General features: G+C 34.4%; 18 protein-coding genes. 15 read left to right on the top strand and 3 right to left on the bottom strand.

The window, feature by feature from the left end; all coding sequences use genetic code 11:
* Nucleotides 1-3 precede the first annotated feature (3 nt).
* Both Q0F04_RS01025 and Q0F04_RS01020 read left to right on the top strand, forming a co-directional pair.
* Nucleotides 4-1,086 carry a M42 family metallopeptidase gene (locus Q0F04_RS01025; RefSeq protein ID WP_295749127.1) on the top strand — a complete coding sequence of 361 codons (1,083 nt, stop codon included), beginning with the start codon at nucleotides 4-6 and terminating at the stop codon, nucleotides 1,084-1,086.
* Nucleotides 1,087-1,090: 4 nt separating this feature from the next.
* Nucleotides 1,091-2,551, top strand: coding sequence for a M81 family metallopeptidase (locus tag Q0F04_RS01020; RefSeq protein ID WP_295749124.1), 1,461 nt, complete (start codon nucleotides 1,091-1,093; stop codon nucleotides 2,549-2,551).
* Between the two features lie 37 nt (nucleotides 2,552-2,588).
* Here Q0F04_RS01020 and Q0F04_RS01015 read toward each other — a convergent pair whose 3' ends face one another.
* Together Q0F04_RS01015 and Q0F04_RS01010 are read right to left on the bottom strand one after the other, a co-directional pair.
* Entirely contained in the window at nucleotides 2,589-3,494 is a 906-nt protein-coding gene (locus tag Q0F04_RS01015) for a membrane dipeptidase (RefSeq protein WP_295749121.1), read from the bottom strand.
* A complete protein-coding gene (locus tag Q0F04_RS01010; protein ID WP_295749118.1) occupies nucleotides 3,491-5,203 on the bottom strand; it encodes a M3 family oligoendopeptidase in 1,713 nt (570 codons plus the stop codon). The genes Q0F04_RS01015 and Q0F04_RS01010 overlap by 4 nt, the downstream gene beginning before the upstream one ends.
* A gap of 171 nt (nucleotides 5,204-5,374) precedes the next feature.
* Here Q0F04_RS01010 and Q0F04_RS01005 point away from each other — a divergent pair, with 171 nt between their 5' ends.
* The 9 genes from Q0F04_RS01005 to Q0F04_RS00965 all read left to right on the top strand — a co-directional run bounded on the left by Q0F04_RS01005 (nucleotide 5,375) and on the right by Q0F04_RS00965 (nucleotide 14,610).
* Nucleotides 5,375-5,698: a PTS lactose/cellobiose transporter subunit IIA gene (locus Q0F04_RS01005; RefSeq protein ID WP_117572411.1), complete on the top strand. Its 324-nt coding sequence runs from the start codon at nucleotides 5,375-5,377 to the stop codon at nucleotides 5,696-5,698.
* 9 nt (nucleotides 5,699-5,707) lie between these two features.
* On the top strand, nucleotides 5,708-6,031 hold the full coding sequence (locus Q0F04_RS01000) for a PTS sugar transporter subunit IIB (RefSeq protein ID WP_117572409.1): 324 nt from the start codon (nucleotides 5,708-5,710) through the stop codon (nucleotides 6,029-6,031).
* Nucleotides 6,032-6,083: 52 nt separating this feature from the next.
* Nucleotides 6,084-7,043 carry a N(4)-(beta-N-acetylglucosaminyl)-L-asparaginase gene (locus Q0F04_RS00995; RefSeq protein ID WP_295749115.1) on the top strand — a complete coding sequence of 320 codons (960 nt, stop codon included), beginning with the start codon at nucleotides 6,084-6,086 and terminating at the stop codon, nucleotides 7,041-7,043.
* A 1-nt stretch (nucleotide 7,044) separates the two neighbouring features.
* Entirely contained in the window at nucleotides 7,045-8,166 is a 1,122-nt protein-coding gene (locus Q0F04_RS00990) for a Sapep family Mn(2+)-dependent dipeptidase (RefSeq protein ID WP_295749112.1), read from the top strand.
* A complete protein-coding gene (locus Q0F04_RS00985) occupies nucleotides 8,150-8,893 on the top strand; it encodes a copper homeostasis protein CutC (protein ID WP_295749109.1) in 744 nt (247 codons plus the stop codon). Before Q0F04_RS00990 ends, Q0F04_RS00985 begins: the two co-directional genes overlap by 17 nt.
* Before the next feature lie 123 nt (nucleotides 8,894-9,016).
* Nucleotides 9,017-10,789 carry an oligoendopeptidase F gene (gene pepF / locus Q0F04_RS00980; protein WP_295749106.1) on the top strand — a complete coding sequence of 591 codons (1,773 nt, stop codon included), beginning with the start codon at nucleotides 9,017-9,019 and terminating at the stop codon, nucleotides 10,787-10,789.
* Nucleotides 10,790-10,876: 87 nt separating this feature from the next.
* Nucleotides 10,877-12,271 (top strand): ATP-binding protein, encoded by a 1,395-nt coding sequence (locus Q0F04_RS00975; protein ID WP_295749104.1) that lies wholly within the window; start codon nucleotides 10,877-10,879, stop codon nucleotides 12,269-12,271.
* 33 nt (nucleotides 12,272-12,304) lie between these two features.
* A complete protein-coding gene (locus Q0F04_RS00970) occupies nucleotides 12,305-13,378 on the top strand; it encodes a chorismate mutase (RefSeq protein ID WP_117573330.1) in 1,074 nt (357 codons plus the stop codon).
* A gap of 2 nt (nucleotides 13,379-13,380) precedes the next feature.
* Nucleotides 13,381-14,610: an aminotransferase class I/II-fold pyridoxal phosphate-dependent enzyme gene (locus Q0F04_RS00965; protein ID WP_295749101.1), complete on the top strand. Its 1,230-nt coding sequence runs from the start codon at nucleotides 13,381-13,383 to the stop codon at nucleotides 14,608-14,610.
* Here the strand turns inward: Q0F04_RS00965 and Q0F04_RS00960 are convergent.
* Nucleotides 14,607-15,023 (bottom strand): GNAT family N-acetyltransferase, encoded by a 417-nt coding sequence (locus tag Q0F04_RS00960; protein ID WP_117573326.1) that lies wholly within the window; start codon nucleotides 15,021-15,023, stop codon nucleotides 14,607-14,609. The two genes, Q0F04_RS00965 and Q0F04_RS00960, sit on opposite strands and share 4 nt — an antisense overlap.
* Before the next feature lie 92 nt (nucleotides 15,024-15,115).
* Here Q0F04_RS00960 and Q0F04_RS00955 point away from each other — a divergent pair, with 92 nt between their 5' ends.
* The 4 genes from Q0F04_RS00955 to Q0F04_RS00940 all read left to right on the top strand — a co-directional run bounded on the left by Q0F04_RS00955 (nucleotide 15,116) and on the right by Q0F04_RS00940 (nucleotide 21,100).
* Complete coding sequence (locus tag Q0F04_RS00955; protein ID WP_295749098.1) at nucleotides 15,116-18,280, top strand: DEAD/DEAH box helicase; 3,165 nt, start codon at nucleotides 15,116-15,118, stop codon at nucleotides 18,278-18,280.
* Between the two features lie 90 nt (nucleotides 18,281-18,370).
* Entirely contained in the window at nucleotides 18,371-19,840 is a 1,470-nt protein-coding gene (malQ, locus tag Q0F04_RS00950; RefSeq protein WP_117571389.1) for a 4-alpha-glucanotransferase, read from the top strand.
* Nucleotides 19,841-19,898: 58 nt separating this feature from the next.
* Entirely contained in the window at nucleotides 19,899-20,474 is a 576-nt protein-coding gene (locus Q0F04_RS00945; protein WP_295749095.1) for a peptidylprolyl isomerase, read from the top strand.
* An 80-nt stretch (nucleotides 20,475-20,554) separates the two neighbouring features.
* Entirely contained in the window at nucleotides 20,555-21,100 is a 546-nt protein-coding gene (locus Q0F04_RS00940; RefSeq protein ID WP_295749092.1) for an ABC transporter transmembrane domain-containing protein, read from the top strand.
* Nucleotides 21,101-21,313: the final 213 nt, after the last annotated feature.

Below are 21,313 nucleotides of genomic sequence, written 5' to 3'. Positions count from 1 at the left end.
ACTATGGAACAAGCAATTGGTGATATTAATTTAGAAATGCTCAAAGAATTAAGTGAGGCTCATGGCATTAGTGGAAACGAAAAAGAAGTGAGTCGCACTATGAAAAAATGGATGAGTCCGTATGCGGATGAAATCACATATGATAATTTAGGATCCATTATCGGACTTCAAAAAGGAGAAGAAGACCAGCCTACTTTAATGATTTGTGGACACATGGATGAAGTTGGTTTTCTAGTGCGTGAAATTGACGAACAAGGCTACATCCGTATGCTTCCAGTTGGAGGATGGTGGGGACATGTACTACCTAGTCAGACACTTGTAGTGACAACACATGAAGGTAAAAGATATCAAGGTGTTGTAGGATCAAGTGCGCCTCATGGATTGAGTAAGGAAGTCAAAGAAAAAGTTATTCATCCATTAGATTTATTTTTAGATTTGGGTGTCGCAAACCGTGCTGAAGTTGAAGAGTTAGGAATTCAAATTGGCGATATGATTACGCCAGATACAGAATTTACAGTTATGAACAATCCAAACTATTTAATGGGAAAAGCCTGGGATGATCGTTTGTGTGCAGCTATGGTTGTAGATGTAATGCGTATTTTAAGCAAAGATAAACATAAATGCAATTTATATGGCGTTGGTACGGTACAAGAAGAAGTTGGCTTAAGAGGAGCGAGAACGGCCGCAAATATGTTACATCCAGATGTTGCGATTGCCTTAGACGTAACAACAAGTATGGATACACCAATGGATAAAGGAATCAATGGATTAGGCAAAGGTGTTGTGTTAAGTGTAATGGATGCGGGAATCATCGGTAATAAAAACTTTATCGCAAAAATGGAAGAAATCTGTAAAGATTTAGATTTAGATATCAACTATGACATGATGACATGTGGGGGTACAGATGCGGACAATATTCATAAAGCACATGATGGCGTAGTCACAATGACATTGTCCATTCCAACACGTTATATGCATTCACATCGTTTGATCATTCATCGTAAGGATTATTGGCAAACTGTATTATTAATGGCTGAATTTGCTCGTCGATTAGATAATGAATTGTTGCAGATATTGAAAGGATAAAATAATGAAAGTATTAGTTGGAAGATTTAGTTCAGAATCAAATGAACACTCTAGATCTTTGATGAGTCTTGATAAGTTTATTTTGAAATATGGAGAAGACTGTATCGACTCTATGTATTGTCGAGATATTTTTGAAGAAAATGGTATTGAATTGATTCCAAGTATTGGTGCGATTGGACATCCTCATGGACTTGTAACTTTGGATGCCTATGAATTTATTGTGGATAAATTCAAACAAAGCGTAAAAGAACACCTACACGAAATTGATGGAATCTTCTTGTTTCTTCATGGAGCTAGTAAGGTGATTGGTTTACAAGGAGGTTCAGCAGAACATGCGATTTTACGCGAAATTCGCGCTATTGTTGGACCCTATATGCCTATTGCCCTAGTTATGGATCCACATGGAAATTTATCGGAAGAATTAGTTTCAAATGTAAATCTATTAAGATGTTATAGACACTCACCTCACATTGATACAAAGGAAACGTATCAATTTATGGCCAAAGACTTTATTGATTTATTGAATCACAGAGAAGACATTCATCCAGTTTACTATCGTGTTCCAATTATTATTGGTGGAGAAAAAAGTGTTTCTTTTGACGAACCTATGGTGTCTATCAATAATATGTTAGAGGAAGCTGAACAAACAGGTCGTATTCGTTCTGCCTCATTCCACATTGGTTATTTAAGACATGATGGACCAAATTTAGGATGTTCTGTTGTCGTATGTCCTAAGACAAAGAAAGATACAGAATTTGCGGATATGTGGGCAAGAAAAATTCGTGAATTTGCCTATTCAAAACGTCATGAATTCCACTATCACGGAAATGTGGCTTCTTTAGAAGATGCGATTGAACAAGTTGTAAAACATGATCAAGGTACATGTTTTATTACCGATTCAGGAGATAATGTAGGATCTGGTGCTGATGGCTTTAATAATTATGTTTTAAGACAAATTATGAATTTGAAGGATTTCAATAATAAAAAATACTTAGTTTCAGGAATTGTTGATTTTAATGCCCACGCCTACTTAATGGACAAAAAAGTTGGCGACAATGTCGAATTTGATTTAGGAATGGACTATGATGAACTCTGTAAAAAAATTCATATTAAAGGTAGTGTTGTCGCCAGAGGTCTAGCTGAAGAAATGTATGTTGGCAAAGAAGATATTGGTACAGTAATCACTGTAAAAGTAGAGGATATGCCAGTATATGTCGTAGTTGAAAATGATGCCATCCAATATTATGAACCAGCTCAATATGTGACAAGTGGCTTAAATCTAGATGATTATGATGTCATTGTTGTAAAACAGGGGTACATTTCAGCTGAATTTGATGAATATGCATCATATTGCGTAATGGCACTAACAGATGGACCTACAAATCAGGCAAGTGAAAAACTTGTATTCAGACAAATTCATAGACCGATGTATCCATATGATGATCGTGAATTAGATGAAATTTAAATAATATAAAAATCCACCTCTTGGTGGATTTTATGTTTTATAAATAATTTTTCATAAATGAATTCGCATTGTTGAAACAAATCGCTTTGATTTCTTCATCTGTAAATTCATTTTCCTTTAGTTTCAGAGCAATGTTTTGGATTTCTGTGATGTCCTTCATACCAACCACATTACTATCTTCCATACCAGGAATATAGTCCATGAAATCAAAACCTAATGCGATGTGTTCGATTCCAATTTTATTTTTTAAATATTTAAGAATTTCAATAAAGTCATCCAATGTCGCATTTTCCTTCTTGTTCTTCACAAACCAGCGAACAGGAATGCCGCCAACTAGACCATCCTTGTTTTTGATGATGTCAAGTTGTAAATCACTCAAGTTACGATAATGATTGTATAGAGCCTTCACATTACTGTGAGATGCGATGATGGGCTTTGTACTTGTTCTTGCGATATCATAGAAATTCCATTCGCAACAATGACTCGTATCTACCGCAATACCTATTTCGTTCATAGCCTGAATGGCTTCTATACCTAGATCTGTTAATGGTTTATTATTTGTTCTTGCACCACAAGCTAGGGCATTATCATCGTTCCAGCATAATGAGCCAAGACGTACATTGTGATCATATAGCCATTGAATTTTATTTGTGACATCTTCTTTAATTCCACACATACCTTCAACAGCGATAAAGACTTGAATATCCTTATCGTTGTTAAAAGAGAAATGTTTGCTTGATTGAATACATTCATTCGCATATAAGATGCAGTCCTGCATATCTTGCCATGATTCAGTGCCACTAAAGCAGCAGACAATGGCCGAAAACTTCATATTACCCTCTTTAAAACGAGGATAGTGAAATTCATCCAAACGATTCGGCTGGTCTTTATGATCGAATAAATCATTTCCTATATCATCATGTAAATTTGCAAATGAAATCATGCGTTTAGCTCCTTTAAGAAGTCTTGAATCTGATCGGCAATGGATTGTAGACTTTCTTGCCAGAAAGTTTCTTCTTCTATGTTGATATCTGCCATACTTGCGACATTTTCACAAGTGTTAGTGGTTGTTGCGGCAAGCAACTTCTCATATTTAGGAATAAAGGATGTTCCTTCCTTTTTAAATTTCGCATACAATCCTCGAGAGAATAAAGCACCAAATGTGTATGGGAAGTTGTAGAATGCGATATCTGGAATATAGTAATGCACTTTTGTGATCCAACGATAAGGATGGATCCAGTTCTGGTCTAAGCCATCACCAAACGATTTATTTAGAGCTTCCTTCATTAATTCACATAGTTGTTTGGCATTTAAGAAACCTTCTTCAATATGTTCAAATACAGATTTTTCAAATAAGAAACGTGCATAGATATCCAATACGTTTTGACATAATGCCGATAATTGTGTATCAATGACTAATAATTTTTCTTTTTTAGGTAAAATGCTTGCCATATAGTTATACATTACATTTTCATTAAATGTACTTGCCGTTTCTGCCAGAGGCATACAATAATCACGGTTTAAAATAGCTTGTTCTTCAATCATTTCACCATGGAAGGCATGACCCAATTCATGAGCTACTGTAATAATATCGCTTAATGTATTGTTGTAGTTTGTGATGATACGACTCTCATGGATCCAACCTAAGTTTTCACAGAAAGCACCCGGCTGTTTACCTTCATAAGTTGGATAATCGATCCAATGTTCATGAAATGCAGTTTTTGTCATTTCATGTAAGTTTTCACCTACTTTTTCGAATGCATCTAAAATATAGGATTCACAATCTTCGATAGAGAAATTAAAGTCACAATCTTGTAAAGTGGCATAAATTTCATACCAAGGAAGACCATTATCATAACCTAGCATCTTGGCTTTTGTGCGAAGGTATTCTCTAAATACAGGTAAATATTTTTGAATGCTTGTCATCATCGCATCGAGTGTTTTGGATGACATTCTTGATTCAATCAACATTTTTTCTAAAGGATCTTTATAGCCAAGTAAACGCGCCTCTATAAGTTGTTGCTTCTTGATGGCACTTACCGCAAAGGCAAGTGGTGTTTCAATTGGTTTATAGGCTTCAAGCTCGGCTAGAAATGCATCTTTACGAACGTTGGAATCATTATCATGACACATATTCTTTACTTGTGTTAAAGGTAAACTGTTCCCACGATAGTTGGCCTTGGCATTTCCAGTTAGTGCATAGTACATATCCGAGAAAGCTTTTTTACTTGTTGGATATATTAAATTTAATATTTCTTGTTGTTCTAAAGGCAATGTGTGCTTGGCATTGTTTAATTTTTCTTCAATGATAAATTTATAAGTTGAATAATAATTCGATTGTTTAATTTCTCTGTCTTCTAGGATCCATGTCCATAATTCATTCATTTGATTTGCGGCTACAGCACAAGCACTTAATACTTTGCTTGACCATAAAATCGCATCTTCGTTGTTGGCTTCTACACTCAGTCTTAGTGTTACATATAAACGAAGTCGATATTCTAAATCCTTGATTTCTTCGAGTTGTTTAAAGGAAATGTCTGTATTCACATTTTCTATTTTGTAGTTTACTAACTGGTCATAGTCCTTTAAAAAAATTGGATCATCATAACCAGTATATAATTTGGATAAATCCCATTTATAATTGTTTGTCATTTGTGTACCTGTCTTTCCATAGTTATTATAGGAAGTATAGGAATGGAATACTCAGAAAGGAATTTCCTAAATGTTAGGAATAATCGAATATTTCCTAATCGCTAGGAAGTTCGATTCATAGAAAAGAAATTTTGTATGATGTACAATACAATCAGAACAAGGAGGGTATCTATGGAAAACTTGGAAATGATAAGCTTTCAAATTATTTCTTGTGTAGGTACTGCAAAATCAAGCTATATTGAAGCAGCACGTAAGGCACAGGCATACGAATTTGATAAGGCGGAAGAATTAATTAAAGAAGGAGACGCTATTTATATTAAAGGTCATGAGGCACATGCTTCTTTGATTCAGCAAGAGGCAAGAGGAGAGTCTGTTGCGGTAAATATGTTGTTGATGCATGCAGAGGATCAATTGATGGCAGCTGAAAATTTTAAGGCTTTTGCCGAACAACAAATCGTAATTTTCAAGAAATTTCAAGATATTGAGAATAGGTAGGAGACGAATATGAAAAGAGTATACTTATTTTGTGATAATGGAATGTCAACAAGTATGATGGCACAACGTATGCAGGATGTGGCAGATAGTCACAACTTGCCAATTGAATGTAAGGCATTTTCATATAAAATCATTCAAGACATTATTGAAAAAAATACTTTAGATTGTATCTTGATTGGTCCACAAACTAAATTCTTATTTGATGAAATCAATAAAAAATATGGTGATAAAACACCAGTTATGGTTATTGATCCAACAGATTATGGTATGATGGATGCAGAAAAAGTATTAAAAAAAGCTATCGTGCAAATGAAAAAATTTAAAAACAAATAAGGTCGCTTTTTTAAAGCGATTTTATTTTTTGGATTATACAGGAGGAAAAAGTATGTACGGAATTATCGCAACATGGAGAATGGCTTTAGAAGGAATACAAAAAGCAGATTCTATGTTAAAAAATAACGAAAGTGCAGCGGATTCGATTGAAGAAGCAATCAAAGCTGTAGAGGATTTTGAATACTATAAAAGTGTAGGATATGGTGGACTTCCAAATGAAGAAATGGAAGTGGAATTAGATGCTGCTTTTATGGATGGAGATACACTCGAATTTGGATGTGTTGGAGGCGTTAAAGATTTTGCCAACCCTGTTAGTATTGCACGTAGTCTAATGCACTATGATGCCAATAATTTCTTAGTGGGACAAGGAGCTGAAAAATATGCTTCAAGACATGGCTTTGAAAGAAAAACAATGTTGACAGATCGTGCTAAGATCCATTATCACAATCGTACAAAAGAAATCACAAATACGGAATTAAAACCATATTCAGGACATGACACAGTAGGTATGGTTTGTCTAGATTATGATGGACACATGACAAGTGCAACAAGTACTTCTGGATTGTTCATGAAACATCCAGGACGACTAGGCGATTCTCCTGTATGTGGTTCTGGATTCTATGTAGATTCTTTTGCCGGAGGAGCAAGTGCTACAGGTTTAGGTGAAGATGTTATGAAGGGCTGTGTTTCTTATGAAATCGTTCGTCTAATGAAAGAAGGCATGCATCCTCAACAGGCTTGTGAAAAAGCTGTACACGACTTTGATTTGGAGTTGAAACGAAGAAGAGGAAAAGCAGGAGACATGTCTTTGATTGCGATGAACAACAAGGGGGAATGGGGTTGTGCTACAAATATTGAAGGCTTTAGTTTTGTAGTGGCAACTGAAACACAAGCTCCAACTGTATATTTAGTGAATCATGATGAGGACGGTAAATGTACATTTGAAGTCGCAAGTAAAGAATGGATGGATAACTATATGGCCACACGTACAGCTCCATTAGTTAGGAAATAATATGGAAGAGGAATTATTAAAGAAGATCGATGAAATTAGCGATGAGATGATTTCAGGAATCAAAAGAATTGTTCAGATCGATAGCGTACAAAGTGAAGCAAAGCCAGGCATGCCTTTTGGTGAGGGCGTAAATAAAGCTTTAGAAGAAGCATTGAAATTAGCTTCTGAATTGGGCTTTGAAACAGAAAACGTCGATCATATGGTAGGTATTGCCAAATATGGCACAGGTGAAGATTATATTGGTATTATGGGACATTTAGATGTTGTTCCTGTAGGCGAAGGATGGAATCATCCTCCATTCTCAGCTTATGAAGATGAAAATGGCAGAATTTTTGCCCGTGGTATTTTAGATAATAAAGGTCCTACTCTATCTTGTCTATATGCATTATATGCCATAAAGGAATTGGGAATTCAGTTAAAGCGTCCTGTTTATATTTTGTTTGGAACAAATGAAGAAACGGGATTTGAAGATTTAACACATTTCCTTAAAGTCAGAAAACCACCTATTATGGGCTGGACACCCGATTGTAAATATCCGGTTGTTTATGCGGAAAGAGGCAGAAGTACTTATCGTGTGAGTACGGATATTGAAAATAAGACTGCATTCAATCAATTTATTAATGAATATATTTTATCGGACAATGGATTTGGAAATAAATTAGGGCTAAATATTGAGGATCCTGAATTTGGTAAAATGCAGATGAGTAATAAAAAATTAGTGGATCTAGAAGGAAAACTTGGTTTTGACTTCTCTTTTAGCTATCCTGCAAGTATTAGTAATGATACAATAGAGGAGACAATCAAATCTAAATTAAGCAAAGAACTACAAGTAGAATGTATACATAATTATGATCCTGTTTATTTTGATAAAAATGGATTCTTGTGCCAAACATTAAAGGCTACCTATGAAAAGGTAACAGGCATGGATGGTACGCCAGTTACAACTACGGGTGGAACGTATGCGAAGATCATGCCGAATATAGTTCCTTTTGGACCTAGTTTTCCTGGGCAAAAAGGCATTGGGCACAATCCAAATGAATGGATGGATCGTAGTGATTTGATTTTAAATGCGAAAATATACGCATTAAGTATAGTGAGGTTGGCTAATGGAGAGAATGATTGAAGTATGTGCAGGTAGTTATCAAGATTGTATAGCTGCATATCATGGTAACGCAAAGAGGGTTGAATTAAATAGTGCGTTAAGTGTTGGTGGCTTAACGCCAAGTGTCGCAAGTCTAGTTCGTGTAAAAAAAGAAACAGACTTAACAGTGATTTGTATGGTACGCCCACGTGCTGCTGGTTTCTGTTATGAAAAAGAAGATGTAAAAATTATGTTTGAAGATGCCAAGATTCTTTTAGATCATGGTGCCGATGGAATTGCGTTTGGTTTCTTAAATGAAGATGGCACAATTTGTGAAGAGGACACAAAAAGAATGATTGATTTGATTCATTCATACAATAAGGAAGCTGTATTCCATAGAGCTTTTGATGTTACGCCAGATGCATTTGAAGCCATTGAAACATTAATTGATTTAGGGGCAGATCGTGTATTGACAAGTGGACAAAAATCAAAAGCTATGGAAGGAATTGATTTAATTAAAGTATTGAATAATCAATATGGAGATAAGATTCAGATTCTTCCTGGTAGTGGAATGAATGCAGAAAACGCAAAAATGATGATGAATTATACAGGTGTATATCAGGTGCATTCTTCTTGTAAGAGCTATAAGGCAGATGCGACAACCACTAAAAATGGCGTTTCTTATAGTTACTTGGCAAGTCCACATGAAAATGACTATGATGTCGTTGATGTGGAATTGGTAAAAAAATTAGTGGATAGTATCAAGTAGGCGGGTTTCCCGTCTTTTCTTGTGGGAAAGAAAATTTGCTCAGTTATAACTTAGTAATTTGTAACTTAGTTAATTTGTATTATATTGTGTTACAATAGACATATTAATGGAGGTTGTTTACTCATGAAGCGTAATGAACAAAAAATAGAAAATACTTGGAAAACAGAAGATATTTTTGAAGATGAAGCTGCCTTTTTAGCTTGTTTAGAAACTTGTAAAGAATTAGGAAACGAGCTTTGTGCATATGATGGAAAATTGGATGATGCATCCAACTTATTATCATTTTTAAAGGGATATGAAAAATTAACATGTCTATTAGATGATTGTTTGGGCTATGCCTCATTATTGTCAGATCAAGATACAGCTGATGCACATCATCAAGAATTAAAAGGAAAGGCCAATGCGTTAGCGGTTGAGATCTTTACACAGCTTTCTTTTAGTGATGTACAAATTATGCAGATTAAAGATTTAGAATCTTTTTATGCATCCCAACCCATCTTAGAAAGATATCGTGTGTATCTAGAAGAGGTGTGTCGCTTAAAAGAACACGTATTATCTGAAACAGAAGAAAAATTAATGGCATCCAGCTCATTGATGCAGGATACGCCTTATTCTATTTTTGGAATGTTGAATAATGCAGACTTGAAATTTGAAGATGCGATTGATTCAAAAGGAAATAAACACACTTTAACTACAGGTACATTCATTCATATGTTAGAGCAGGAAGATGAAGTGCTTAGAGAAAGTGCATATCGTAATTTCTATGCAGGATATGGTTCTATGATCCATACACTAGCTGCTTGTTTAAATGGACAGACAAATCAGTTGAAATTTAATAGTACAGCCCGTAAATATGCATCCAGTTTAGAATGTGCTGTAGATGCGAATAATATTTCACCAAGAGTATATGAACAATTGATTGAAACGGTACATAAAAATATTCATGTTTTACATAAATATATGCGAGTGCGTAAAGAAGTTATGAAGAAAGATAAACTTCATATGTATGATCTATATGTGCCTATGGTCAATGAATGTAATGTTCCTGTATCTTTTGAACAGGCCAAAGAAGATGTCTTACATTCTATTCAATTGTATGGAACTGAATATGCCAAAGTTTATGAAAGAGGGTTGAATTCGCGTTGGATCGATGTATATGAAAATGAAGGTAAACGCTCAGGTGCTTATTCAAGTGGACAAAGAGTACATCCATTTGTGTTAATGAACTTTGCGGATTCTTTAGATACAGAATTTACTTTAGCCCATGAAATGGGACATGCGATGCATTCCTATATGTCTACAAAATACCAAGCTCCATTAGATCGTCACTATAAAATATTTGTGGCTGAAGTTGCCAGTACTTGTAATGAAGCTTTATTGATGGATTATTTGCGCAAACAAAACTCAGATTCTAAATTCCAGGCTTATTTGATCAATCACTTTATGGAACAATTTAGAACTACATTGTTTAGACAGTGTATGTTTGCGGAATTTGAAAAGATCATCAATGAAAAGACCGCAAATAATGAAGTTTTGACAAGCGATACATTGAATCAAATCTATGCAGATTTAAATAAATTCTATTATGGTGAAGATGTGATTGTAGATGATGAAATCAGTATGGAATGGGCTCGTATTCCACATTTCTATATGAATTTCTATGTATACCAATATGCGACAGGTTTTAGCGCAGCTATGGCTCTATCACAAAAATTGCTTCATGGAACACAAGCCGATATTGATGCATATTTGTCATTCTTAAAGGGTGGATGTACAAAATCACCAGTTGAATTATTACGTATGGCCGGTGTTGATATGGCAAGTCCAAAACCAGTGGAAGATGCGATTGAATTGTTTGATTCTTTAATTGATGAATTTGAGAGTATTATGAAGTAGAAAGTCGTTTGACTTTCTATTTTTTTAGTGTTATTTTTTAGTCAGATAAATATTAGTAAAAAATAAATGACTAAAAACGGAGGGCTTATGTTTGTAGGTAGAGAGAATGAGCTAAAGATTTTAAATCGTGTATTTTTATCCAATCGACAAGAATCTGTATTGATATATGGACGAAGAAGAATAGGGAAAACAGAATTGATCAAGAAGGCCATCGAAGATTTCAAAGGGGAGTATATTTATTATGAAGCTAAACAAACTACAGAATTATCCAATGTGGATAGTCTTTCATCACTGATTTCCGATATGTTGAATTTGCCACGCCTAGGCTTTCAGTCAATAGAAGAAGTGTTTGAATTTCTATTTTCGTATGCCAAAGACAAAACAGTTATTTTTGTATTGGATGAATATCCATATTTACGCAGTTGCATGAAAGGGTTAGACAGTATTCTTCAAACTGTGATTGATAAACATTTACATACTTCCCATTTGAAACTTATATTATGTGGTTCTTATGTGGATACAATGAAGTCCTTGATTGAACGAGAAAATCCTTTATATGGTCGATTCACAAGGATTTTAGATATAAAACCGATGGATTATTATGATTCAAGTCTATTTTATCCATCTTTTTCAAACGAAGATAAAGTAACGTTGTATAGTGTATTTGGTGGTATTCCATATTATAATCGTTTAATTGATGAATCGTTAAGTGTAAGAGAAAATATCATTGATTTAATTGCTTCACAAAATGGATTATTGTTGAATGAAGTGCCTATGTACTTGAAAAATGAAATCTCAAAAATAAATAATGCGAATGAAGTGTTTGAAACTTTAGCTGCAGGAAATACAAAATTTACGAATATTTTAAATAAATCACATATCGCATCGAGCCCAATTCTTTCGGATGTTTTAGATAAATTGATGAAAATGGGTGTGGTTGAAAAAAGATCACCTATTAATGATAAGAATAATAAGAAAAAAGCTGGGTATTATATTTGCGATAATTTTACATTGTTTTACTATAAATATATCTATAAATATATTTCGCAATTAAATGTAATGAATGAAGATGCATTCTTTGATCGATTTATACAGGATGATTTGTATAAGAGTCATGTTCCATCTGTGTTTGAATGGATTTGTCAACAATTTTTGATTCGAAAGAATAGATTGAATGGATTCGAAATACCATTCTTTGAGATTGGAAAATACTATTATGATGATCCTGTAAATAAGATGAACGGAGAATTTGATGTAGTTACGCAAGATGAAAAGGGATATATATTTTATGAATGCAAGTACAAGAATTCTAAAGTAACACAGGATGTTGTGGATAAAGAGATCGAACAAGTAAAAAATGTGAATATGACATGTTATAAATACGGCTTTTTTTCAAAATCTGGTTTTGATTTAAAGGAAGATTCAAATTTGATTCTTTATACATTGGATGATTTATATCATTCATTTTCAGAAAATAGATGAAAATTATGGTATGATATTCATTGAGGTGAACCTATGAATAAGTTGGAACAGGCGCGTACACAAATTGATGCGATCGATCGTGAAATGGCTAAGTTATATGAAGCCAGGTTGGATGCAGTTAAGGATGTAATTGCGTATAAAATAGAAAATGATTTACCAATTCTAGATTCGGGTAGAGAGCAGGTTGTAATTGAAAAGAATCTGCAGTTTATTCAGAATCCAGATTACAAAGAATATTATGAGTCTTTTATAAAGTTCATTATGAAAGAATCAAAGGTCTATCAAAGAACGTTGCAGTCTCATGATAAAGTCGGATATTGTGGTGTGGAAGGTGCCTTTGGCCATATGGTTAGTGAAAAGTTATTTCCTTCCAATCCAAAAGTAGGAGTTTCTAGTTTTGAGGAAGTCTTTCAAATGGTTGTACATTCAGATGTGCAATATGGTGTGATTCCTTTTGAGAACACAAACTCTGGTTTAGTTGGAGAAGTTTTAGATTTATTAATGGAATATCCAGTGTATATTCAGTCAATTTATGATCAAAAGATTGAACAGTGTTTACTTGGAGTTCCTGGCAGTACATTAAAAGATGTGGAGTGGGTGTATTCAAAGGATCAAGCTCTTTCACAATCTAAAGAATTCTTGAAGGAACTAAATGTACAAACGGTGGCCTATCCAAATACGGCGATGGCGGCTCAATATATTTCAGCACAGAAGGATGTGCATAAAGCAGCTATTGGTGCTAAGGAAAATGCAGAGTTGTATGGCTTAAAGGTGTTGGCTACAAACATTCAAGAAAATGCGACAAACACAACGCGTTTTTTGGTGATTGGCTTAAAGCCACAAATGCAGGGCAATCGCTTTAGTATGGTTTTATCGGTTAAACATGAAAGTGGAGCTTTAGCTAAGATCATTGATTGCATTGCCAAGAATGGATTGAATATGGAAAGCATTCAGTCTAGACCGATGAAAAATAAACCTTTTGAGTATTTCTTCTTTGTTGAAATTGAAGGGGATATGTCAAAGGCGGATGATTGTATTGAGCAGATTCAGTCTGTATGTGAAAGTGTAAAAGTATTGGGAGCATATACTTTAAAGGAGGAAAAATAAGTATGAATTTTGTGAAGGAAAGTGTCAATCAAACACCAATCGTAGATACCGTATTCTCCATTGTTGCCAAGGCAAAAGAAGCTAAGGCTAGAGTGGGAGCTGAAAATGTTGTAGATGCGACAATTGGTTCTTTATATGATGAAGAAGGTACTTTGGTTGCCTTAGACAGTGTTTTTAGTTCATTAAAGAATTTGGATAATAAAGTGTTGGCAGCTTATGCGGCTAGCTTTACAGGAAATCCAGACTTTAGACAAAAAGTATATGACTGGGTATTGAATGGAAATTCACACTTAGAACATGAAGTTATCGCTACGCCTGGAGGTACCGGTGCTGTTGGTATGACTTTACAAGAGTGTTTAGATGAAGGACAAACCGTTATCTTGCCTGAAATCGCATGGGGATCTTATGCGTTAATGGCGCAGATGCACAATCTAAATGTAGAAAAGTATAGTTTGTTTGAAGATGATCACTTCAATTTAAACTCTTTTAAATCAGCATGTAAAAATGTGATGAAAAAACAAAATCGTTTAGTCATTGTGATCAATGATCCTTGTCACAATCCAACTGGTTATTCTTTAAGTGAAGACGAATGGAAAGAAGTTATTTCTTTCTTGAATGAATGTTCAAAAACACATGCTGTTGTATTGTTGAATGATATTGCGTATATCGATTTCTCTTCTAGACAAGAAAAGGCGAAAGAATACTTTGCGCAATTTGATCAAATTGAGAAAAACTTTGTCGTAATTGTCGCATTTAGTTTATCAAAATCAATGACGAGCTATGGACTTCGTTGTGGAGCTGCCATTGTGTTAGGACAAGAAAAAGAAGCGGTTCAACAAGTAAAAATCGTGTTTGAAAAGGATGCGCGTGCGACTTGGTCAAATATCAACAATGGGGCTATGGCAACATTCGTAGATGTATTAGACAATCATAAAGATGCGTATGATCAAGAAAGATTACACTATGTAAATTTATTAAAAGAACGTGGAGATATCTTTGTCAAAGAAGCGAAGGAAGTGGGATTAAAACATTATCCTTACAAAGAAGGATTCTTCGTAACTTTATCTATGGATAATGAAACGCGTGACAAATTCCATGAGGCACTAATGGAAAACAACATTTTTACAGTCAAAGTAAATTTGGGTATTCGTGTTGCGATTTGTTCTTTATCTGTTGAAAAGACAAAGGGACTCGCAAAAAAGATGAAGGATATTTTGGATACAGTAGCTTAATGCTGTATCCTTTTTTTCATCCACATATGTGGGACTCCTTCATCATCGTCGATTTGACCAAATTGAATATAGCCTTGTTTCTTGTAAAATGGGCTGACCCGAACTTGTGCGTGCACCACAATTAAGTCTCCATTTAATTTTTTGATTTCTTTTTCTGCACTTATTAATAACAAGTTACCAATATGTTGATTTCGATATGCCTTTAATACAGCTACCCTTCCAATGGTGTAATGATCATTTTCTTTGAAAAAACGGCATGTTCCGATTGGTTTTCCTTCATCAAAGACAACGATATGATGACTAATCGTATCGATTTTATCAAATTCGTTTTCAAAGCCTTGTTCTTTCATGAATACTTCAATACGAATGTCTTTAGCTTCTTGTGGTAAGGTTGTATACGTTTTTGTGTTCATAATCATTCTTCTTTCTTTTCTCATACATTAACAACTCAAAAATGGAAAGTCAAATTTGTGGTATAATAAAGAGAAAGTTAGGTGGGCTGCGTATGCATATTTTTGAAGAGTCTTTAAATCGTTTTATTAAAAATTCATGGATATATTATGAGGCAAATGATCCTTATTATGCAGGTAAGATTGAGCGTATCTCAATTGAAAGAGTGCATGACAGGATTTTATATTATGAAGTAAAGGCCATTATTCAAACGCGTTGGAATGAAGAAATCATAAATTTTAGAGTGAATGAATATGGAACGATTTTAACTACAAATTGTACTTGTACACAAGAGACACATAAAGGTTGTGTGCATTTAGTCAGCGTAGTTCGTGCAATCAATGCGATCAATCCACAGACTTTTCCATTTCATGTGGACTATCAACAATATATTGAAGAAAAGAATCGTCAGGAAGAATTGGAAAGAAAACGTCGTAAAATTCATAGTTTAAATCAGACGGCATTTGATTTTCTAAAAGAAAAACAAGAGGATAAAGTGAATAATTTCTTTAAAGAAAATGAGAATCAAATTCGTTTGACTTTGCATCATACAAATTCATATTACTATGATCAGACTGCGTTTAAATTAAAGATTCAAGTCAGTCGTGCTTATACGGTTAAGAATATTCAAAATCTTTTGCGAGGCTTCTTTGAAAAAAGATTAGAGCGTTTTGGTAAGACTGCGAATATCTATTTGACACCAGATGATCTGGATGAGCCAAGTCAATTGATTTATTCGTTCTTGTTGAAATATGCCTTTACTAAAGATTGGCAAAAAGATGGGGAAATCTATTCGGAATGCTTAGATGATTTTTTTGATTTAAATGTATCTTTGCCGACAGAGTATACGGAATTTAAAACGGATGCAAAAAATATAAAATTAGTTATAAAGTTGGAAGAACATGAAGATTGTTTCGAATTCAATGTGGATTTGGATGATAACTTTTTAATTGGAAACAAACATTTGTATGTGGTGGATTATAAAAATATTACGCGATACACATTGGATGCGGATGGCTTTTTAGCTTCTCTTGCGTATAATGTTTCTCAAGAAGATGGTTGGTTGATAGAAAAGAGTGATTTTAGGGCTTTTTATTTACAGTGTCTGCAGCCATATATGGATTATATTCAATTAGAAACCAATGTGGATGTGGATAAGTATGCGACGCTTATTGAAAATATTCGTGTGTATTCAGATCTTGAAAATGCGAATATGATTGTATGGGGAAACTATACGGAAAATAATCAAAAAAAGAGTTTCTTCACAAACACAGATTCTAACCAAATTGCCAGTATTGAAGCCATTATTTCGCATTATGCCGTAAAGATTGAAGATAATAAAGCTGTATTTAAAGGTCGAAGTGATGCGTTATATAATTTTTTGGATCATGGAATTCCTTTGATTCAAAAACAGGCGGATGTGTATGTGTCTGAGGAATTGAAACGTTTAAAGAATCGTCGCAGTATGAATTTAAGTGTAAAGGTCTATGTTCAAAATGATTTATTGAAGATGGAACTGGATAGCGATGTGAATGCGGATGAATTGGCGCATATTTTAAATGCGTATCGAAAGAAGAAAAAGTTTTATCAGCTAAAGAATGGTGAAATGATTGATTTGGAAGACACGGGTTTGGAACAGTTGGATGAATTGGCTTCTACAATGAATTTAACCACTAAAGATTTCAAGAAGGAGACAATTGAAAAACCAGCATATCAGGCTTTCCATTTAATGGATGTGGATTCAGATTTGGATGTTCGCAATGATGATTCGGTTACAGAATATACAGATCGATTAATGAAAGTGAAAGAACAAACGATTCAATTGAAGGATGCGTATAAATCTTTATTGCGTACATATCAGCAGCAGGGTATTCAATGGTTGTATGATTTGAAAAATATGAATTTAAATGGGATTCTTGCCGATGATATGGGACTAGGAAAAACCATTCAAGTATTGGTGTTCTATGAACAATTTGTTTCAAAGGATAAACCGAGTTTGATTGTATGTCCAAGTAGTCTGATGTATAACTGGATGTCAGAAATTGAAAAGTTTAAGATTGGTGTGGACGCCGTTTGTGTGACGGGACCACAAGAAGTTCGTAAAGAGATTATTCAGGAGAATCACGAACTTTACATCACGACATATGATTATTTGCGTAGGGATGTTGAATTATATATGCCTATGGAATTTGAATATATCGTTTTGGATGAAGCACAATTTATTAAAAATCCTAAGACAAAGAATGCACAAAGTGTAAAGGCTTTAAAGAGTAAACATCGTTTGGCATTAACTGGAACGCCAATTGAGAATAGTTTAAGTGAATTGTGGAGTATTTTTGATTTCTTGTTGCCTGGCTATTTGTATAGTTTGAATTATTTCACGAAGAATTTTGAGAAACCCATTCAGATGGGGGATGATGACAGGCAATCTCAACTTCAAAAGTTAGTATCTCCATTTATTTTGCGTAGAACGAAAAAACAAGTGTTAAAGGATTTGCCGGATAAGGTTGAGAAAGATATGTGGCTAAACTTTAGTCCGGAAGAAAAACAGTTGTATCTTGCGAATTTAGCCCAAGTCAATGAGCAGCTTCAGCAACAATTAGAATTGGAACAAGTGGATTCGATTTTGATCATTGCGATGATGACGCGTCTTCGTCAGATTTGTTGCGAACCAAGGATGTTGTATGAAAACTATAAGGGTGAGAGTACAAAGTTTACAATGTGTCTTGATTTGATTGAGACACTAAAAGAGAATGGTAAGAAGGTCTTGTTGTTTTCAAGTTTCACAAGTATTTTCGATTCTTTTATTGAAGAGTTTAATCAGCGTGGCATTAAATATCATATGATTACGGGTGCAGTCGATAAGAAGAAGCGTAAAGAAGAGGTGGATGCTTTTCAAAATGATGATTCGGACGTGTTCTTGATTTCGTTAAAGGCTGGTGGAACTGGACTAAATCTGACAAAGGCACAAGCTGTGATTCATTATGATCCTTGGTGGAATGTGAGTGCACAAAATCAAGCGACCGATCGTGCATATCGTATTGGTCAGACAAAGAATGTGTTAGTGTATCAGTTGTTGATGAAGAACACAATCGAAGAGAAGATCTACGAGATGCAGAAGCGCAAAAAAGAGATGAGTGATGTATTTGTCGAGAATTCAAAGGGTGGAATTTCGACTTTATCGAAGGAAGAATTAAGGGATTTATTCTCAATGGAATAGGAACTATATATTTTTTTGAAATATATAGTTCTTTTTTACAAAAGTGTGCTAAAATAGAGGTAATGAAAGGGATTACAAAATGGTGATAAAATGAATAGAAGTGCAGGAATCTTATGTCCTGTTTTCTCTATCCCTGCAAATCAAGGGATTGGTGATTTAGGGCAAAAAACAATTCGAATGATAGATATAATTGCGGATGCAGGGTATACAATATGGCAAATCTTACCTTTACAGATGACGGGTCCTACGCATTCTCCATATCAGACATATTCTAGTTTTGCGGGGGATCCAATCTATATTAACTTGGATCGTTTGTGTGAAATGGGGTTGTTGACGCAAAGTTCAATTGTGAATTGTAATAAGTTTAAAGACTTTGTTGAATATGACAAGATTCGTGAATTCAAGGAATCTTATTTTCAAAAGGCCTTTAAAGTTTTTAAAAAGGAATTTGATTCATTTAAAGAAGATTTTGAAGCATTTAAGCACGATGCATTTTGGCTAGAGGATTGGTCTGCCTACTCTTTATTCAAGAGTTTTTATAATGGAGCTCCATGGTTTGAGTGGGAAGATGAATATAAAAACTGGCCAGAAAATCGTGATATTGATTTGAATGATTATAAAGATGAGATTTTTTATATTGAATTTTTACAGTTTATTTTCTATAAACAATTGGATGAAATTCAAATGTATGCACACGCAAGAAATCTAAAAATTATGGGAGATATACCATTCTATGTCGATTTAGACAGTGCGGATGTATGGTGTAATCGTGAAGCTTTCTTGTTGGATGAAGAAGGAAAACCAGAATATATTGCGGGTTGTCCACCGGATTATTTTAGTGAAACTGGACAACGTTGGGGAATGCCAATTTATGATTTTAATGCCCAGGAAAAAAATGGATATCTTTTCTGGTGTAATCGTATGAGTTGGATGAATCGTTGTTACGACATGGTGAGAATCGATCATTTCAGAGCATTTGATACATATTGGAAGATTCCAGAATCTTGTCCAACCGCAATTGAGGGTAAATGGATCTTGGGTCCTGCTCATAAATTGATTGATGCGATCTTAAAAGCATGTCCAGATATTGTCTTAGTGGCTGAAGATCTGGGTTTGATTCGTCCTGAAGTTATTGAACTTGAGGAAGATTATGGAATTCCGGGTATGGATGTTTTATTGTTTAGAATGGAAGCTAAACAGTTAAAGAAAAAGGCAAAGAAAAACTCTGTTTTATATACGGGAACCCATGATAATGCGACATGTAATGAGGATTATCATACGTATGATTCAAATAAGCGTATTAGTTTGCGCCGTTTCTTTAAAAACCAAGGCTACTCAAGTCGTGCCTTTAATGAAATGCTTTGTCAGTTTGCGCTAGACAGTAATGCAGATACAGTTATTCTTCCTATTTGGGATATATGTGGATATAAAGAAGAGGCTAGAATCAATACGCCGGGAACGGTTTCGAATAAAAACTGGACTTGGAAATTAAAAGATTTTAAGACATTCCCAGATAAGGTTATGAAGACAAAGGAATGGATTGAAAAATCGAATCGCTAAGGAGCATGTACTTGCTCCTTTTCTTGTAGGTTGTTAAAATAAGACTGAGGTGGAAATAATGAAAAAGTTAATACCGATTTTATGTTCTTTCGTTCTATGTATATCTATGTTTGGGTGTCAAAAAGAGACAAAGGATTATATCGCAAAGATTGAAGTGAAAGATTATGGAACAATTACGGTTAAGCTAGATGGAAAAACAGCGCCTATTACAGTGCAAAACTTTGTAGATCTTGCCAAATCAGGCTTTTATGATGGATTGACATTCCATCGTATTATTGAAGGATTCATGATTCAGGGTGGTGATCCAAACGGAAATGGTACGGGTGGATCTGACAAAACAATCAAGGGTGAATTTAAAGAGAATGGCGTAAAGAACAACATCAAACATAAGCGTGGTGTTATTTCTATGGCAAGAAGTTCGGATTATGATTCGGCAAGTTCACAATTCTTTATTATGCAAGAAGACAATGAATCCTTAGATGGTCAATATGCTGCCTTTGGACATGTCACAAAAGGAATGAAGGTTGTAGACAAGATTTGTGAGGATGCAGATCCAATGGATGATAATGGAACAATCGCAGAAAGTAAGCAGCCAGTCATCAAAAAAATTACAGTATCTGAAATTAACGACTAGAGGAATCTAGTTGTTTTTTTGTTTGACATCCACGGTTAGTTAATGCAAACTCAATTTGTTTCAACTAACTGAGGTGAATTATGATCAATAAAAAATTATTGTTTTCGGTAAAAGAAAGTATTCCGTATATTCAAAAGAATGTTTTGTATCAATGGATTGGACTTATTTGTAACGTATGTTCTACGGCCTGTTTATGTTTAATTATCACAAAACAAGATAATAATTTTCTTTATATTAGTTTGATTCTAATATGTTTAATGATTCGGTATGTAGTGAATCAAAAGGCGATTGAAATGTCGTATCAATCTAGTCATATTGTAAAGGAAACACTTCGTTCTCGTTTGTATAAAAAGTTAGCTAAAATAGGGAATAGTTATACAAATGAGTGGAGTACTGCCGAAATCGTACAGTTATCTAGTGAAGGTATTGAACAATTAGAAACCTATTTTGCGAATTATATTCCGCAATTCTTTTATTCTTTAATTGCACCAATGACTTTGTTTATTGTCATTTCTTTTATGGATATGAAGGCAGCCTTGGTTTTACTGGTTTGTGTTCCATTGATTCCTATGTCGATTGTGTTTGTACAAAAGTTTGCGAAAAGACTATTGAATCGTTATAAATAAGTGGCGAAAACTCCATAGCTTGCTGTGGAAATGAAAGCCACTTTTGTATTGTATAATGCGTATAAAAAATATATAATATATGTAGAAATAGTTCGGAGTTGATATTATGCCTAGACCTAGAACAAATAATGTTCAGATCAATATTGCCATTCCTAGTGAATGGAAAAAAGAACTGGAAAACCTTGCCAGAATCTATTCGGTTGAAGAAGGTAA

Origin of the sequence: uncultured Holdemanella sp. (genome assembly GCF_934772795.1) — a bacterium.
Taxonomy (GTDB): Bacteria; Bacillota_I; Bacilli_A; order Erysipelotrichales; family Erysipelotrichaceae; genus Holdemanella.
The sequence above is the reverse complement of the archived record's forward strand: the minus strand, read 5'-3'. Positions and strand labels throughout refer to the sequence as shown.

Coding starts and splice junctions, on each gene's coding strand:
- Q0F04_RS01025 (WP_295749127.1), top strand. CDS start 4: ATGGAACAAGCAATTGGTGATATTAATTTAGAAATGCTCAAAGAATTA.
- Q0F04_RS01020 (WP_295749124.1), top strand. CDS start 1,091: ATGAAAGTATTAGTTGGAAGATTTAGTTCAGAATCAAATGAACACTCT.
- Q0F04_RS01015 (WP_295749121.1), bottom strand. CDS start 3,494: ATGATTTCATTTGCAAATTTACATGATGATATAGGAAATGATTTATTC.
- Q0F04_RS01010 (WP_295749118.1), bottom strand. CDS start 5,203: ATGACAAACAATTATAAATGGGATTTATCCAAATTATATACTGGTTAT.
- Q0F04_RS01005 (WP_117572411.1), top strand. CDS start 5,375: ATGGAAAACTTGGAAATGATAAGCTTTCAAATTATTTCTTGTGTAGGT.
- Q0F04_RS01000 (WP_117572409.1), top strand. CDS start 5,708: ATGAAAAGAGTATACTTATTTTGTGATAATGGAATGTCAACAAGTATG.
- Q0F04_RS00995 (WP_295749115.1), top strand. CDS start 6,084: ATGTACGGAATTATCGCAACATGGAGAATGGCTTTAGAAGGAATACAA.
- Q0F04_RS00990 (WP_295749112.1), top strand. CDS start 7,045: ATGGAAGAGGAATTATTAAAGAAGATCGATGAAATTAGCGATGAGATG.
- Q0F04_RS00985 (WP_295749109.1), top strand. CDS start 8,150: ATGGAGAGAATGATTGAAGTATGTGCAGGTAGTTATCAAGATTGTATA.
- pepF (WP_295749106.1), top strand. CDS start 9,017: ATGAAGCGTAATGAACAAAAAATAGAAAATACTTGGAAAACAGAAGAT.
- Q0F04_RS00975 (WP_295749104.1), top strand. CDS start 10,877: ATGTTTGTAGGTAGAGAGAATGAGCTAAAGATTTTAAATCGTGTATTT.
- Q0F04_RS00970 (WP_117573330.1), top strand. CDS start 12,305: ATGAATAAGTTGGAACAGGCGCGTACACAAATTGATGCGATCGATCGT.
- Q0F04_RS00965 (WP_295749101.1), top strand. CDS start 13,381: ATGAATTTTGTGAAGGAAAGTGTCAATCAAACACCAATCGTAGATACC.
- Q0F04_RS00960 (WP_117573326.1), bottom strand. CDS start 15,023: ATGAACACAAAAACGTATACAACCTTACCACAAGAAGCTAAAGACATT.
- Q0F04_RS00955 (WP_295749098.1), top strand. CDS start 15,116: ATGCATATTTTTGAAGAGTCTTTAAATCGTTTTATTAAAAATTCATGG.
- malQ (WP_117571389.1), top strand. CDS start 18,371: ATGAATAGAAGTGCAGGAATCTTATGTCCTGTTTTCTCTATCCCTGCA.
- Q0F04_RS00945 (WP_295749095.1), top strand. CDS start 19,899: ATGAAAAAGTTAATACCGATTTTATGTTCTTTCGTTCTATGTATATCT.
- Q0F04_RS00940 (WP_295749092.1), top strand. CDS start 20,555: ATGATCAATAAAAAATTATTGTTTTCGGTAAAAGAAAGTATTCCGTAT.